At 63.4% G+C, this 16,009-nt stretch carries 15 protein-coding genes; 8 read left to right on the plus strand and 7 right to left on the minus strand.

Annotated elements, in window-relative coordinates:
* The first annotated feature begins 3 nt into the window (after nt 1–3).
* Nucleotides 4–966 carry an XdhC family protein gene (locus tag CSC73_RS17855; RefSeq protein ID WP_163843325.1) on the plus strand — a complete coding sequence of 321 codons (963 nt, stop codon included), beginning with the start codon at nt 4–6 and terminating at the stop codon, nt 964–966.
* Entirely contained in the window at nt 963–1,568 is a 606-nt protein-coding gene (locus tag CSC73_RS17860; protein WP_163843328.1) for a nucleotidyltransferase family protein, read from the plus strand. Before CSC73_RS17855 ends, CSC73_RS17860 begins: the two co-directional genes overlap by 4 nt.
* Nucleotides 1,569–1,765: 197 nt before the next feature.
* Here CSC73_RS17860 and CSC73_RS17865 read toward each other — a convergent pair whose 3' ends face one another.
* From CSC73_RS17865 to CSC73_RS17880, 4 genes are all read right to left on the minus strand, one after another.
* Entirely contained in the window at nt 1,766–3,091 is a 1,326-nt protein-coding gene (locus CSC73_RS17865; protein WP_211840928.1) for an ABC transporter permease, read from the minus strand.
* A 13-nt stretch (nt 3,092–3,104) separates the two neighbouring features.
* Complete coding sequence (locus tag CSC73_RS17870; RefSeq protein WP_093285953.1) at nt 3,105–4,271, minus strand: ABC transporter permease; 1,167 nt, start codon at nt 4,269–4,271, stop codon at nt 3,105–3,107.
* Between the two features lie 17 nt (nt 4,272–4,288).
* Nucleotides 4,289–4,981 carry an ABC transporter ATP-binding protein gene (locus CSC73_RS17875; protein ID WP_093285957.1) on the minus strand — a complete coding sequence of 231 codons (693 nt, stop codon included), beginning with the start codon at nt 4,979–4,981 and terminating at the stop codon, nt 4,289–4,291.
* 572 nt (nt 4,982–5,553) lie between these two features.
* Entirely contained in the window at nt 5,554–6,822 is a 1,269-nt protein-coding gene (locus CSC73_RS17880) for an efflux RND transporter periplasmic adaptor subunit (RefSeq protein ID WP_163843330.1), read from the minus strand.
* A 207-nt stretch (nt 6,823–7,029) separates the two neighbouring features.
* Here CSC73_RS17880 and CSC73_RS17885 point away from each other — a divergent pair, with 207 nt between their 5' ends.
* The 5 genes from CSC73_RS17885 to CSC73_RS17905 all read left to right on the plus strand — a co-directional run bounded on the left by CSC73_RS17885 (nt 7,030) and on the right by CSC73_RS17905 (nt 11,652).
* Nucleotides 7,030–7,947, plus strand: coding sequence for an ABC transporter ATP-binding protein (locus CSC73_RS17885; protein ID WP_163843332.1), 918 nt, complete (start codon nt 7,030–7,032; stop codon nt 7,945–7,947).
* A complete protein-coding gene (locus CSC73_RS17890; protein ID WP_163843334.1) occupies nt 7,944–8,711 on the plus strand; it encodes an ABC transporter permease in 768 nt (255 codons plus the stop codon). The genes CSC73_RS17885 and CSC73_RS17890 overlap by 4 nt, the downstream gene beginning before the upstream one ends.
* A gap of 7 nt (nt 8,712–8,718) precedes the next feature.
* Nucleotides 8,719–9,867 carry a sensor histidine kinase gene (locus tag CSC73_RS17895; RefSeq protein ID WP_246197574.1) on the plus strand — a complete coding sequence of 383 codons (1,149 nt, stop codon included), beginning with the start codon at nt 8,719–8,721 and terminating at the stop codon, nt 9,865–9,867.
* Nucleotides 9,868–10,123: 256 nt separating this feature from the next.
* Nucleotides 10,124–10,726 (plus strand): response regulator transcription factor, encoded by a 603-nt coding sequence (locus CSC73_RS17900; protein WP_093285971.1) that lies wholly within the window; start codon nt 10,124–10,126, stop codon nt 10,724–10,726.
* 173 nt (nt 10,727–10,899) lie between these two features.
* On the plus strand, nt 10,900–11,652 hold the full coding sequence (locus CSC73_RS17905) for an AAA family ATPase (protein WP_163843336.1): 753 nt from the start codon (nt 10,900–10,902) through the stop codon (nt 11,650–11,652).
* 3 nt (nt 11,653–11,655) lie between these two features.
* On the opposite strand, the gene CSC73_RS17910 is transcribed toward CSC73_RS17905, so the two are convergent.
* A complete protein-coding gene (locus CSC73_RS17910; RefSeq protein WP_163843339.1) occupies nt 11,656–11,850 on the minus strand; it encodes a hypothetical protein in 195 nt (64 codons plus the stop codon).
* Nucleotides 11,851–12,062: 212 nt separating this feature from the next.
* Between CSC73_RS17910 and CSC73_RS17915 the strand changes: the two genes are divergently transcribed.
* The gene (locus CSC73_RS17915; protein WP_211840929.1) at nt 12,063–14,390 is read left to right on the plus strand and encodes an isoamylase; all 2,328 of its coding nucleotides are present in this window, start codon (nt 12,063–12,065) and stop codon (nt 14,388–14,390) included.
* A 324-nt stretch (nt 14,391–14,714) separates the two neighbouring features.
* On the opposite strand, the gene CSC73_RS17920 is transcribed toward CSC73_RS17915, so the two are convergent.
* Together CSC73_RS17920 and CSC73_RS17925 are read right to left on the minus strand one after the other, a co-directional pair.
* Nucleotides 14,715–15,053 carry a hypothetical protein gene (locus tag CSC73_RS17920; protein ID WP_163843343.1) on the minus strand — a complete coding sequence of 113 codons (339 nt, stop codon included), beginning with the start codon at nt 15,051–15,053 and terminating at the stop codon, nt 14,715–14,717.
* A gap of 73 nt (nt 15,054–15,126) precedes the next feature.
* A partial coding sequence (locus tag CSC73_RS17925) for an RHS repeat-associated core domain-containing protein (RefSeq protein WP_163843345.1) occupies nt 15,127–16,009 on the minus strand: 883 nt, incomplete at its 5' end.

Raw genomic sequence — 16,009 nt, forward strand, 5'->3', positions numbered from 1 at the left:
CGCATGAGCAGCTACCGTCACATCCTGGAAACATCCGCCGCCGCGCACCAACGCGGGGATTCGGCCACGCTGGCGCTGGTGGTGGAAACCGAGGGCTCGACTTATGTCGGTCCCGGTGCGATGGCATTGTTCGGTGCGCGTGAAGGACACGTGGGCTGGCTGAGCGGCGGTTGCCTGGAACCGGAAATAGAGAAACGTGCGCGCTCGGCGGCGGCGCAATCGCGCATCGAATGGATGGACATCGACACCCGCGACGATGAGGATCTGATCGGCGGATCCGCACTCGGCTGCCGTGGCCGCCTGCGTCTGGCGCTGCTGCCGCTGGCTGCATTGAGCGGCTGGCCTGCGTTGGTGGAAGCCTGGAAGGAAGGGCGAGGAATTTTGCGGCTTTCCGTTTCGACGCAAGGCGAAGTCTCGGCCGAAGCCGGCGAGCTGAAACAGCAGTGGCGGATGGACGCCGCGCATTCGAAAGAGTTCCACACGTCGGCGGGAACATGGAATCTGGCGATTCCCGCGCCGCCGGCCGCGCTCGTGTTCGGCGCAGGACCGGAAACACCCACCTTGCTGCCTTTGTTGCGCAGCCTGGGCTGGATCACAACGTTGGTGGAGCGCCGCACGCGCTGGCTGCCCGAAGCGCGGCATGCCGATGTGTTGATCGAAACTTCGCCGCAAGCCGCGTTGTCGACGCTCGACCGTGCATTCGATGCGGCGCTGGTGATGAACCACAACTTCGAGATGGACCGCGAAGCTTTGGAGGCCCTTGCTGCTAGCGAACTTCCTTTCATCGGTTTGCTGGGTCCGACGCGGCGGCGCGAAGACCTGTTCCGCGTATTGCCGCCGGCCGCGCGCGAAGCGCTGCAACCGCGCCTGCACTCGCCGGTCGGGCTCAAGCTGGGTGGGCAGGGGCCCGAAGCGATCGCCCTGAGCATCGCTGCGCAGCTGCAGGCGTATCGATTCCCGCAATGAGCCGGGAACCGAACCCGCACGCCGCCATCGTGCTCGCGGCAGGCGGCAGCCGCCGTCTTGGCCGCGCCAAACAACTGCTGACGCGCGGTGGAGAAACGCTGGTGCACCGCGCGGTGCGGCTGGCTTCGCTCACGCAACCGCAAAGGCTGCTTCTGGTCATCGGCGCCCATGCCGACGAGATGCGCGAGGCGGTGGCCGATCTGCGCGTCGAAATTCTGGTCAACAACGATTGGCAGGAAGGATTGGCCAGCAGTCTGCGCATGGCGGTCAATGCGCTGAACGAAAGTGGGTCGGCGCTGATTTTGGGCTGCGATCAGCCGGCGCTGGAACAAAGCCATCTGCAGCGATTGCTATCAGGCGCGGCCGTATCGGCTTCGGGGTGCGCGGCTACGCTGCATGGTGCGGCACCGGGCATTCCTGCAGTGGCGAGCGCTGTGGTGTTGCGGGAGGCGCATGGTCTGCACGGCGACCGCGGTTTGCGCGGCGCGCTGCAAAAATTGTCTTCCGACTCTCTTTATCTATTGGAGGCGGCAGAGCTGGAGTTCGATCTGGATACGCCGGCTGATTTGGAGAAGGCCGTCATGGGTGGATGGATAGATTAGTGCTTGCTTGGTGGCTTTGCAGCCAACTATTGGGCTGGTACAGGCAGTGCTGAAAACCAAGGGCCGTCATCCCGGCGAAAGCCGGGACCCAACTTACCGTCGATCTGAAAATTGGGTCCCGGCTTTCGCCGGGATGACGGATTTTTTACGTACAACGATCAGGCTACAACGCGGTTTCGTTGAAAACTTATCGCGGCTTACGCCGCGCGCAACGCCTCGGTCACCGGCAGTTGCGCCGCGCGCAGGGCCGGGAACAGGCCGCCTACGAAGCCGATCGCCAATGCCCACTTGATGCCGGTCCACAGCACCGCGGGCGACACCTTGAATTCGAAGGTCAGCTGACCCACGCCGCCTGCAATCGTCGAGGCGGTGTAGCCGTTGAAGATCAGCCAGGCGATCAACCCGCCGATCAACCCGCCCAGCAACGCCAGCAGCATGGTTTCCAGCATCACCGCGACCACCACCGGAACGCCGCGGAAACCGATCGCACGCAAGGTGGCGATTTCGCGCGCGCGCGTGGCGACCGTGGCGAACATGGTGTTGAGCGCGCCGAACACCGCGCCCAGCGCCATGATCGCCCCGACCACGATGCCGATGATGCGGATCACCTTGGTCATGCCTTCGGACTGCTTGCTGAAGTAGGCCAGCGTGGTGCTGGCGTCCACGTCCAGGCGCGGGTCGCCATCCAATGCGGCCTTGAAGCCCTTGAACGCCTTGGCATCGGTGAGCTTGGCAGTGACCGAAGTGCGGGTGCTGCCGCGCCGGTAGGTGGTGGCGACCACTTCGGCGTCTGCCCAGAGTTCCGAATCCATGGCGTCACCGGAATGGAAGATGCCGGCCACGGTCCAGGTCTGCGCGCCCAGCTTGATCTGGCCTCCGGGTTGCAGACCGATGAACTGGCGTTGCGCGCCGGTACCGGCCATCACTTCGCGGCGGCCGCTGGCGAACTTGCGCCCGGCCACTACCTTCACCTCCGGCCGCACCGCCCAGGCGGCCTCGCCGATGCCGCGCAATTGCACGCTGCCGTCCTCGCCCGGCTTGCCGCCTTTGATCGGCAGGTTGGCGGCCACAACCAGCTCAGGCGATATCAGCGGGCGGTTCTGCGCATCGCGGGCGATGCCCGGCACCTGGCCGATCACGTTGACGCTTTCGTGGTCCAGCGTGGACATCACCTCGGCGGCCGAAGCGCCGCGCAAAACGATCGCGCTGTCCTCGCCGCCGCTGGCGCGCAAGGTCTCGCGGTAGCCCTCGGCCATGGCCAGCATCGCCACCAGCACCGCGACCACGCCGGCGATGCCGATCACGATCACCGAAGAAGCGCCGATGCGCTGGGTCAGCGTGCTCAGCCCGACCTGGGTCACCGAGCCGGCTTGATGGCCGCGCCGGGTGAACAGCAGCCACAGTGCGAACAGCACCACCAGCACCGCCAACACATACCAGGGCGAGGCCAGCCATGCGCCGATGCCCACCACGACCAGCAGGAACAGGCCCAGGCCGCGCAGAAAAGATTTCAGGATTCCCATGTCGTGTTCTCCGTTAGCGGCCGGCCAATGCATCGACGATGTTCAGGCGCATGGCGCGGATGGCCGGCAAGGCGCCGACCAGCAGGCCGATGGCGACCATCAGGCCCAACCCCAGCAACCAGCTGTTCACGCCTACGGGCGGCATGTTGATCACCCCGCCGCTCACCGCGGTCAGTACCGGCCCCGCCAGCGCCGCCAGGCCCAGGCCCAGCACGCCGCCTATCAGCACCAGCAGCACCGATTCGGCCAGCACCAGTCCCAGCACCGCGCCATTGCGGAAACCGATCGTCTTCAGCACCGCCAGTTCGGGAATGCGCTCGCGCACCGCCTGGGCCATGGTGTTGCCGGTCAGCAGCAGCAGGGTGAAGAACACCGCGCCCATGATCGAACCCACGATCAGGCCGATGTCGGCCATCTGCTTCATCCAGGACGCGGTCGCGGCCGCTTCGGTCATGGACTTGGTCTCGTGGTCGGAGTTGGCCGACAGCGTATCGATCGCCTTGGCCACCCGGTCGGCCTGGTTCACGTCGTTGACGCCGCTGATGTACCAGCCCACCTGGCCGCGGTTGTAGGGACAGGATTCGTCGAAGTACTTCCAGTGCATGATGATCATCTGGTCGTACCAGCCGCCGGCGGCCTTGTCCTTGGGCTTCATCACGCCGACGATGTCGAAGGCCCAGTTCTTGGTGCCGTCGCTGTTGGGGAAGATGGTGGACATCAGCGGAATCTTCTGCCCCACTTTCCAGCCGAAACGCTTCATCAACCCTTCGCCGACCAGGATGCCGGTGCGGGTGGCGTCGAAGGTCTTGCGCTGCGCCGGATCGACGGCGATTTCCGGGTACAGGTCCAGGTAGTTGGGCGCTACCGCGAAACTGAAGACCTGGTTTTCCGGCTTCTGGTAGGCGCCGCCGAACCAGTTGGCGTAAGTCACTTCCTTCACCCCATCGGTGCGGGCGATACGATCGGTCAGCGACGAGGGCAGCGTGTCGATGAAGGACAGCTTGGAGCTGGTCTGCAGGCGTTTGGCGCCTTGCGCGCTCTGGCCGGCCTGGTCGAAGCTTTCGCGCACGCCGTTGAGCAGGCCGAACAGCAGGAATGCGGCCAGGATCGAGACCAGGGTGAGGATGGTGCGGGTCTTGCGCCGGAACAGCTCGGCCCAGATCAGATGCAGGTATTTCATGAGGTTCGCTCCCGGGCTCAGGCCGCGTGCTGCACTTGTTCGACCAGGGTGCCCTTGTCCAGATGCAGAGTATGCGAGGCGTACTCGGCGGCCTTCGGGTCGTGGGTGACCATTACTATCGTTTTGCCGTGTTCGCGGTTCAGCAGCTGCAGCAGGCCCAGGATTTCCTCGGCGGACTGGCGGTCCAGGTCGCCGGTGGGCTCGTCGCAGATCAGCAGGGCCGGGTCGGAGACGATGGCGCGGGCGATGGCTACGCGCTGTTGCTGGCCGCCGGAGAGTTCGTTGGGTTTGTGCGATTTGCGTTCGGACAGGCCCACCAGCTGCAGCGCGATTTCCGCATTGCGCTTGCGCTGCGCGCCGCTCAGTTTGGTCAGCAGCAGCGGCAGCTCGACGTTTTTCTGCGCGGTCAGCATGGGCATCAGGTTGTAGAACTGGAACACGAAGCCGACGTGGTCGCTGCGCCATTGCGACAGCTGTCCTGCGTTCAGGCGGTTGATGTATTCGCCGTCGATTTCTATGTCGCCCGAGGTCGGGGCATCGAGTCCGCCGATCAGGTTGAGCAGGGTGGTCTTGCCGGAGCCGGAGGGGCCCATCAGGGCGACGAAATCGCCTTTTCCGATGTCCAGGTCCAGGCCGTGCAGCACGTGCACCTTTTCCGGGCCGCGTTGATAGGTCTTGGTGAGGTTGCGAATCGAAACCAGTGAAGACATGGGTTGTTTCCTTCTGCTCGGGTTCTTTGGTCGTCATCCCGGTGAAAGCTGGGATCCCTCTCGGTCTTGCTATCTTCCGATCGTCATCCCAGCGAAAGCTGGGACCCATCTTGATCTTGCTCTGTTCCTCTACTGCTTTTCTGCTTTCGCCTCCTCCCTTGCGGGCAGCGCAGGGGAGGATTGAGGAGGGGCGCTCTTGATTTTGCTTTTTGCTTTAGCGTCTCAGAAGCAGATCAAGAGCGTTTCGCGCTTTGCGCGAGTCACTTTTCTTTGAGCGGCAAAGAAAAGTAACCAAAAGAAAGCCGCCCCCGTATCAAGTACGGGGCAGGCTCTAACGCCGCGCCCCACGATGAAGCCGTGGGGTCCGCAAGCGGGCCGGGAATTTCCGGAAGGCGCTTCCTGCGCCTCCGGAAACGGCGCACATCCTTGTGCGCCGCCCCTGCGGGGTTTACCCGACCCGCTTGCCGCGTCTCACGGGGTTTCGTGAAGCGACGATGGAGCAACAGCAAAATCGACAGCGGTTCTCACATATTCGTTAGACAAGGCAAAAAATCACACAAACTTGGCGTCAACTACTCGGCGGCTTCCTGCGCGACCTTCACTTTCGCGCCGTCCTTCAGTTCCACTGGCGGGTCCAGTACCACCGTGTCGCCGGCGCCCAATCCGGAGCGCACCAGGCGGTCGTTGCCCAGCGCCATGCCGGTTTTCAGCGTGCGCTGTTCCACCCGCTCTCCATCATCGCCCAGTACGAAGGCGACTTCGGCGCCCTCGCGATCGACGATGGCCGCGGCCGGCACGCGCACGCCCTGCGGCTGCTGCGCGGTTTGCGGTTTGGCCTGCTCCGGCTTGGTTTGCTCCAGGAAACTGACGTTGACGCCCATTTCCGGAACGATGCGCGGGTCTTTCTGCTTCAGCGCGATGCGCACCTTGACCGTGGCCTTGCCGCGGTCGGCGGTGGGAATGACCGCGATCACCTCGGCCGGGATCTTCCAGTCCGGGTACGCGTTGAGGGTGGCTTCGACCGGCATCTGCGGCTGCACGCGGCCGATGAAGGCCTCGCCCACGTCCACTTCCACTTCCAGCGAATCCATATCGACGATGGTGCCGATACCGGTGCGGGTGAAGCCGCCGCCGGCCGACAGCGGCGATACGATTTCGCCCGGCTGCGCGGCCTTGGCGGTGATCACCCCGGCGAAGGGCGCGCGTACCACGGTGTTGTCCACGCCGTTGTCGGCGATGGTCAGGCGGTCGGCGGCGACCTTGGCGTTGCGCTGGGCGGTGAGCAGCTGCGCGCGCAGCGAGTCGCGCTGGGCGACGGCCTGGTCGTATTGCGATTTGGAAACCAGCTGCTGGTTGACCAGGGTCGACAAGCGCCGGGTGTTGGCTTCGGCTTCCACCAGCTGCGCTTGCGTGCCGGTGACCTGGCTGCGTGCGGCGCCCAGTTGCGCCGCATACAGCGAGCGCTCTGCATCGGCATCGATGGGATCCAGCGTGGCCAGGATCTGGCCGGCTTCCACGCGCTGGCCTTCCTCGATCATCACTTCCTTCACCTTGCCGGTGATCTTGGCCGACACCGTGGCCATGCGCCGCGCCACCACATAGCCGGTGGCGTCCAGTACCGAAGCCGAAGCGCCGCCGCTGCCGCCCATTGCCGCCACCGGCGCGGTGCGCACCTCGATGGCTTTTTCGCGGCCGAACACGAACCACGCCGCTATCGCCAGCAGCAAAAGCAGCGATGCGGCGACGCCAAGCCCGATCCACAGCCCGCGCCGGGACTGGGGCGGCGGCGGTGCTTTGCGGTCGATGCGGAGTTCTTTGAGCAGGTCGGCGGAAGTATTCATCTAATGGCCAGACGGGGCAGGGCGGAGAGTGTGACCGGCAAGAGTAACCGAGCCCAGTTGCCGGAAGTCACTTTCTGCTGTTCCCAGCTTGCCTGCGGCCGCCGCGCCGGGCCAGTGACAGCTGTCACCCGATTGGGCTGATGGCTTGCACTGCAAGGCCGACGGCATGCGGCGGAGGATGGCGTTACTTCCCTTTGGGACATCGCCATGTCTGCTTCCACTGTGGTTTCTCCTCCTGTAGTCCTGGCCCGACTGCGTTCAGCGCGAAAATCCTATGGCAAGGTCGTCGCACTGGACGAGATGAATCTGCAACTGCGCAGCGGCCAGGTGCTGGCCTTGCTGGGCGCCAACGGCGCGGGCAAGAGCACGGCGGTGTCGGTGATGCTGGGATTGTGCGATGCGGACCAGGGCGAGGCCAGCCTGCTCGACCAGTCGCCGCGGGCCATGCAAGCGCGCCGCCGCACCGGGGTGATGCTGCAGTCCACCCAGCTGCCGGATACGCTGAAGGTCGGCGAGCTGCTGGCGATGACGCGCGGCTACTACGCGCAACCGCTGAGCGTGGCCGACTGCGTGGCGATGGCCGGCTTGGACGGTTTGCTGGAGCGACCCTACGGCAAGCTGTCGGGCGGGCAGCAGCGTCGCGTGCAGTTCGCTATGGCCATCTGCGGCCGGCCGCAGGTGCTGTTCTTGGACGAACCGACCACCGGCCTGGATATCGAAGCGCGCCAGCAGATGTGGGCCGCGATCCGCGAACGTGCCGCCGCCGGCTGTGCGGTGCTGCTGACCACGCATTATCTGGAAGAAGCCGAAGCGCTGGCCGACCATGTGGTGGTGATGCGGGCCGGCCGCACCCTGGCCGAAGGCAGCGTGGAGCAGATCCGCGAACGCGTATTGCAGCGGCGCATCCGCTGCCAGTCGCAGATGGACGAACAAGGCGTCGCTTGTTGGCCCGGCGTGCGCAGGGTACAGCGTGATGGTGGCCTGCTGGAAATCCAGGCCGAACCGGTGGAGCCGGTGGTCGCGCGCCTGCTGGCCGAAGACCCGCATCTCACCGCACTCGAAGTACACCGCGCCGGCCTGGCCGACGCCTTCCTTGAAATCACTCGCGCCGCGGAGGCCGCATGAACGCCGTCGTTCCAGACTCCCTGTCCCCCCGCGCCGTGCTTATGCTGTACCTGCGCGAAGCGCGCTACGAATTCCTGCGCCTGCTGCGCACGCCGGCCTTCAGTGTGCCCACGCTGGTGTTCGCGCCCATGTTCTACCTGTTGTTCGGCGTGCTGCTCAATCGCGGCAACGCCGGTGCTGCCAGCTACTTGATGGCGACCTACAGCATGTTCGGGGTGATGGGTCCGGGATTGTTCGGTTTCGGCGTGGGCCTGGCGATGGACCGCGAACGCGGCCTGTTGACGCTCAAGCGCGTGCAACCGGTACCGGCCTCGGCGGTGCTGCTGGCCAAGGTGGGCATGTCGATGATTTTCGCCGTGTGCATCGGCGCGATGCTCTTGGCCCTGGGCATCACCCTGGGCGGCGTGGACATGGACGCATCGCAGATCGCATGGCTGCTGTGCGTGGATGTGCTGGGCGTGATGCCGTTCTGCGCGCTGGGCCTGCTGCTGGGTACCCTGCTCAACGGCAGTGCAGCGCCGGCGGTGGTGAACTTGATCTACATGCCGATGGCGCTGCTGTCCGGCTTGTGGCTGCCCCTTCACATGTTGCCGTCGGTGGTGGAAAGGATCGCTCCGCTGTGGCCGGCCTGGCACCTGAGCCAGCTGGCGCTGAAGATCGTCGGCCAGGACAGCGGTCGCCCGGTCGCAATGCACGTGGCGGTATTGCTGGGCTTCACGGCGATATGCTTGCTGCTGGCGCAGCGACGCCTGCAACGCGCCTGAGGATGTTGTGACCATCAGCCTGTTCCGCTCCCTATTGCACTCGCTGTTCCCTATCGCTCCGGATTCGCTGGTCCGTCAGCAACAGGCCAGTGCCGACGCGAGCATGCGCTGGTTTCCGTGGATCAATCTGGTCTGGTCGGTGTGGCTGTTCGTCACTCCGTTCTACGCCACCGAGTACTACCCCGACTGGCTGTGGCCCACCTTGGCCAGTTATGCGGTGTTCCTGCTGCTGTTCCATCGCTTCCATTACGGGCGCCACCGGCTGCCGATCAACCTGGCCATCGCCGCGCTGGGCTTCGTCCTGCTGCCCTACAACCCCGGGTCGCAAAGCTACATCATCTACGCCTGCGCGTTCTTCCCGTTCTGCATGGGCGCGCGCAAGGCGATGCTGGCCATATTGGCTCTGCTGGCCGCCTACGCAACGGCGTGGCATGCCGCGCACATCCCGATGATCTACATGAGCAGCGGGGTGATCGCCGGCGTGGTGGTGGGGCTGTTCAACATAGGCATGCGCCAGAAACTGCGCAGCGAAGCGCGGTTGCGCCTGAGCCACGAGGAAGTCAGGCGTCTGGCGGCGCTGGCCGAGCGCGAACGCATCGGCCGCGATCTGCACGACCTGCTCGGCCACACGCTGTCGCTGGTGGCGCTGAAATCCAACCTGGCCTCGCGCCTGATCGGGCACGACCCCGAGGCCGCGCGCAAGGAAATGGACGATGTCAGCGACGTGGCGCGCGATGCGCTGGCGCAGGTGCGCCGCGCGGTCAGCGGCATCCGCGCCGCTGGGCTGGCGGCCGAACTCGCTTCGGCGCGGCTGCTGCTGGAGTCGGACGGCGTGCGTTTCAAGTACGAAATGAGCGAAGTGGCGTTGTCGGCCGAACAGGAAACCGTACTGGCCCTGGCCGTGCGCGAAGCGGTGACCAACATCCAGCGCCACGCGCGCGCCGCCGGCGCCAGCGTGTCCCTGCGCAGCGCGGACCGGCAGGTCAGTCTGCGCATCCAGGACGACGGCCGCGGCGGGGCCATCGTGCCGGGCAACGGCCTGTGCGGCATGCGCGAACGCATCGAATCCCTGGGCGGCCGGCTGCGCGTGGACGCCACGCCCGGGCAGGGCACGTGTGTGGAGGTGACTTTGCCGTTGGTTGGCGATCGGGATTAGGGATTCGGGATTCGGGATTGGGGATTGGGGATTCGGGATTCGGAACCTAGAGCCGGAGGACGGTAGTCAGTAGCGGGAGAAACAAGGGGTGCCACGTTCCCACTTCTCCAATCCCCAATCCCGAATCCCGAATCCCGAATCCCGAATCCCGAATCCCGAATCCCGAATCCCGAATCCCGAATCCCGAATCCCGAATCCCGAATCCCGAATCCCGAATTTGCTATTTTCACCGCATGTCCATTCTCCGCACTCGCAAGTGATCGGCATCCTGCTGGCTGAAGACCAGGCCATGGTGCGCGGCGCGCTGTCGGCGTTGCTGGGCATGGAGAGCGATTTCCAGGTGCTGGGCGCTTCGGCCGATGGCGAAGCGGCGTGGCGCGATCTGCAGCGGCTCAAGCCCGATGTGCTGGTGACCGATATCGAAATGCCCGGCCTCAGCGGCCTGGAACTGGCCCAGCGCATCCAGCGCCACCAGTTGCCGGTGAAGGTCATCATCGTCACCACCTTCGCGCGCCCCGGTTTCCTGCGCCGCGCGTTGGACGCCGGCGTGTCGGGCTATCTGCTGAAGGAATCGCCGGCCGACCATCTGGCGCAGGCGGTACGCAAGGTGCATGCCGGCGGTCGCGCCATCGATCCGGATCTGGCGGTGGAAGCGTGGTCCGAAGCCGATCCCCTCAACGACCGCGAACGGCAGGTGCTGCGCCTGGCCGGCGAGGGCATCTCGGCTGGCGATATCGCCACGCAGCTCAACCTCTCGCATGGCACGGTGCGCAACTATCTTTCCGAAGCCATCGGCAAGCTGGGCGTGGGCAACCGCATCGAGGCCTATCGCCTGGCCCGGCAGAAAGGCTGGCTGTAGCAGCAAAAAAATAAAAAAAGGGGACGTGGGAGCGGCGTCCCGCCGCGAGCTTTTCATGCGTGCCTGAAGCGAAGAGCTCGCGCCGGGACGGCGCTCCCACGGCTGGCTTTGCATGTCTCAACGCGCGCGAATGCGGCGGGGTAGGCTGGCGGCCGGGCAATCAGGGCCAACCCATGCGCGCCATCGACGCCGAACACTACCTGCTGGACGTAAAGCTGAAACGCAGCAAGGTTCCCGACTTCAACCAGTACCCATTCTCGCTGCCGGTGGTGCAGCACCTGCACACTCTGGAACTGCATCCGAAGGTCACCTTCATCGTGGGCGAGAACGGCAGCGGCAAGTCCACGCTGCTGGAGGCCATCGCCATCGGCTGGGGTTTCAATCCCGAAGGCGGCACCAGGAACTTCACCTTCCAGACCCGGGCGTCGCATTCGGCACTGCACGAGTACATAACGCTGGCAAAGAGCGTGCGCAGAGCCAAGGATGGGTTTTTCCTTCGCGCCGAGAGTTTCTTCAACCTGGCCACGGAGATCGAGCGGCTGGACCAGGGCTCCGGCGGACCGCCGATCATCGATTCATATGGTGGGAAGTCGCTGCATCAGCAATCCCACGGCGAGTCGTTCTTCGCGCTGATGGTCAACCGCTTCGGCGGCAACGGCTTTTATGTACTGGACGAGCCGGAAGCCGCGCTATCCCCGCAACGGCAGCTGGCGATGATCGTGCGGATGCATCAACTGGTGCAATCGCGTTCGCAATTCGTGATCGCCACGCATTCTCCGATCCTGATGGCCTACCCGGACGCCTGCATCTATCAGATCAGGGAAGACGGCCTGCATCAGGTGGAGTACGAGCAGACCGAGCACTATCAGGTGACCAAGGCGTTCCTGGACAACCCGGCACGGCAACTCGATCGACTGATGAGTTGACGATCACTTTGCATCCACCGAAGCCTGCAAGGCGACTGCAAGCGCCGCGTCCCCGGAAACCAGATCGGTCCGTTTCAGTTCTAGTCCTTTTCGCCTGCCTTTCTCGGTGAGCTTCGAACCGGAAGCGTCCACCACCAGAGTGTAGGGACGGTCGCCGATTTCCAGCGCCCTGCGCAGAGGCTTATCCAATGGGGTCATGACTGACTCCTCGAAAACGGGATCCGCATGCTACCGCTGCCCTGCCGGAGCTACGGTGAAAGCCGGATGCGCCGCGTGTGCGGCCGCAGCAGGGCAATGAATACGAATGCATCGGCTTCAACGGTCACATTGTGCGGTTGCACCACGGCCCACAATGCGCTGGCGCGCTGGCAAACCGTCGCGCGCTATCGGCTACCTGGGAGGGTGCTGCGATGCGTAACGCAATGCGTCTGTTCGGCGGTGTGGGTGTGTGCCTGCTGTTCTTTTTCGTGCTGTCGCTTGCGCCGGCTCCTGCCGCGCAGGCGGCGATCAACGCGCAGAACCTGGGTGCGAAGTACGACGGCACCCAGAGCAACATCACTTTCCGGGTCTATTCCTCGCGCGCCACGCGCATCGAGGTCTTTCTCTACAAGACCCCGTCCGGTGCGCAGGAAGTGGTGCGCTACGTGCTGACCAAGGACGCCGCCAACGTCTGGTCCAAGACCGCCTCGGTGGCCACACTCAAGAACACTTACGGCATCACCGGCACGGTCTATTACGGCTACCGCGCCTGGGGACCGAACTGGCCGTACAACGCCAGCTGGACCAAGGGCAGCGGCACCGGCTTCATCACCGACATCGATGCAAGCGGCAACCGCTTCAACCCGAACAAGCTGCTGATCGACCCGTACGCGGTCGAGATCAGCCAGGACCCCAACACCCCCACCTGCACCGACGGCACGATCTACGCCAGCGGGGCCACCCATCGCAACAAGGACAGCGGCGCGTGCGCCAGCAAGGGCATCGTGCTGGCGCCCATCACCACCTCCAACGGCACCAAGCCAACGCGTGCGCTGAAAGATGAAGTGGTTTACGAAGTGCATGTGCGCGGGCTGACCAAGGACGACACCGCCATGTCGGCCTCGCTGCGCGGCACCTATGCCGGCGCAGCGCTCAAGGCATCGGCGCTGGCCAGCCTGGGCGTCACCGCGGTCGAGTTTCTGCCGGTGCAGGAAACCCAGAACGACACCAACGATGTCGATCCTCTATCCACTACGGGAGACAACTACTGGGGCTACATGACGCTCAATTACTTCGCGCCGGACCGCCGCTATTCGTCGGACAAGACGCCGGGCGGCCCCACGCGCGAGTGGAAGGCGATGGTGAAGGCCTTCCACGACGCCGGCATCAAGGTCTACATCGACGTGGTCTACAACCACACCGGCGAAGGCGGGGCCTGGGGCGGCAGCGACGGGCTCACCGTGTATAACCTGCAGTCCTGGCGCGGTCTGGACAATCCGACCTACTACTCGTTGACCAACGATCTGCAGTATTCCTGGGACAACACAGGCGTCGGCGGCAACTACAACACGCGCAATACCATTGCGCAGAATCTGATCGTCGATTCGCTGGCCTACTGGCGCGATACGCTCGGTGTAGACGGTTTCCGTTTCGATCTGGCCTCGGTGCTGGGCAACACCTGCCAGCACGGCTGCTTCAACTTCGACAAGATGGATGCGGGCAATGCGCTCAACCGCATCGTGACCGAACTGCCGCCGCGGCCGGCCGCGGGCGGCACGGGCCTGGATCTGATCGCCGAGCCTTGGGCGATCGGCGGCAACTCCTACCAGGTCGGCGGTTTCCCGACCGGCTGGGCCGAATGGAACGGCATCTATCGCGATTCGCTGCGCAAGAAGCAGAACCAGATGGGTGTGGAAGCGGTGACGCCAGGGGAACTGGCCAACCGCTTCGCCGGTTCGTCGGATCTGTACGGCGACGATGGCCGCAAGCCCTGGCATTCGGTCAACTTCATGGTCGCGCACGACGGCTTCACCTTGAGCGATCTGTACGCCTACAACAGCAAGCAGAACAATCAGCCCTGGCCCTACGGCCCGTCCGATGGCGGCGACGACAACAACCACAGCTGGGACCAGGGCGGTGTCGTGGTCGACCAGCGCAAGGCCGCGCGCACCGGCTTGGCGTTCCTGATGCTGAGCGCCGGCGTGCCGATGATCACCGGCGGCGACGAGGCGCTGCGCACGCAGTTCGGCAACAACAACGTGTACAACCTGGATTCGTCGGCCAACTGGCTGTTCTGGACCCGCGACAGCATCGAGGCCAACCACGAGACCTACAGCAAGCGCCTGATCGCTTTCCGCAAGGCGCACCCGGCGCTGCGCCCGGCCAATTTCTATTCGGGCGTGGACAACAACGGTAACGTGATGGAGCAGCTGCGCTGGTTCAAGCCCGATGGCGCGCAGGCCGACACGGCCTACTTCACCAACGTTAACAACCACGCCATCGCCTGGCGCATCGATGGCAGCGAGTTCGGCGATTCGGCCAGCGCGATCTATGTGGCCTACAACGGCTGGTCGGGCAACGTGAATTTCACCCTGCCGTGGCCCGGCACCGGCAAGCAGTGGTACCGCGTCACCGACACCGCCACCTGGAACGAAGGCCCGAACACGGTCGTCGTGCCGGGTTCCGAGGCGTTGATCGGCGGCGAGAACACGGTCTACGGGTTGCAGGGGCGCTCGGTGCTGTTGCTGATTGCGAAGTAGAAGCAAGCAAGCGGGCGGCCGCCATCACAACCCCCGAGGGCCGTCATCCCGGCGAAAGCCGGGACCCAACTCCACGCGCGCGCCGGCTTGGGTCCTAGGATGGGTTGACCCGAAGGCGATACCCATCACAACGCGGTGACCAAGTAGCGATGGGTATCGCTGCGCTCTACCCGGGCTACGTCACTGATTTGTTATGGGGCCTCACCCATAGACCTAAAAGCATGAAGCCTCGCCAGGATGTAATAACCAAAATCTGCCAGTTCTTTTTCGTCGAACTCCATTCGGTCGAATTTCTGCTCGTCGATCTCTTTGAGCGTAACCGGCTCACGCTGGAGCCAGCCTCAATTTTCTCAGAATCATTGCAAGGCTGTAAATTGAGATAGCTACTGGAGTGATCAGTACGAACGTGACAATTATTAATAGGCGCAACGGCCACGATATATCGGATTGCATCCCCGCATGAATTGCCGCCAAAACAAGGCCGAGCAATGAAAGAATTATCGCCGCGAAAAACCACCAGCTACCCAGCCACAAGCTGAAACTTGAGAAAAAATTAGATACCTCTTCTTTATGAGTGCATGCGTCCCAAGCAAAAAAAGTCCAAGGGATAATCTGAAGGCATAACAGGCCAACAAGAACGGTAATTTCTCTGCTTTTCTTCACAATGATTATCTCCAGTTAGCTCGAAACTGACATTCACAACATGCGTTTACTGCAAAGCGCTGAGCTGTTCTTGTTAGGGACATTCACAGTTCTTAGTTTCCACCGAAAATGGCGCAATGGTTGTTGTTCCGGTCGCCTTAAAACCGGCGACAGATTTTCCGGACAAACTTCCGGTTGCCGCGCCCGCCACAAGCGTACCCTTGGCCGAAGCGAATCCAGAGGTCTCCATTCGGAAACTTCCCGCCAAGGCTTGAGGATTTGGCGATGCGAGCCCATCTTCAAGTTCAGCATCGAACCAACCAAGCTGCATTTTAAAGACTGGATTGTTGGTTGATATGTCGGCTTTTCCGATCAACGTGACCGTCGTGCGTTTTGCATCAACACACTCGCTTATGAGCTCTATGGTGATTCTCCCGAGCTCAAACTTCTTTAGCGGGATCTTCTTAAATTTCGGAGTAAACGCGGCGTAGCCAACTGCAGCCGTTCCAGTCCATTTAACCAGTCCGCTAGGATCCGAGCCAGCAAGAGGCGAAGAATCGACATAAGCGAATGTCGAGATACCACCGTCCAATCCAATCGGATCGCTTTCCAAATATCGCCCCGTGCCTGGGTCATAGTCACGGAAATAGTTATAGCTGAGCCCTGAAACTGCATCGTACCTCTGACCTGGATACCGCATATCGAACACGAATGAGCTGACATCCAAATCCGGATCCTGATTCGGCGCGCTGTTGCCAAACGCCTCGCTCTTCAGATCCCACGTCCACACCGGCACATTGCGGACCACTTCGATGACCACGCGCGGGGTGCCCAGATGGTCGGGTTCGATGTAGTGCAGCTGGTTGCCGTTGGCGATCAGGCCGACCGGCAGATCGTCCAGCCAGATCGCTTGTTGTAGCGCCGCCCCGGTGTTGTCGTAGTCGCCCAGCCAGTGGCCGGCTTCATCGTAGAGCGTG

The sequence above is a fragment of the Pseudoxanthomonas sacheonensis genome (genome assembly GCF_010093305.1).
Classification (GTDB): Bacteria; Pseudomonadota; Gammaproteobacteria; order Xanthomonadales; family Xanthomonadaceae; genus Pseudoxanthomonas_A; species Pseudoxanthomonas_A sacheonensis.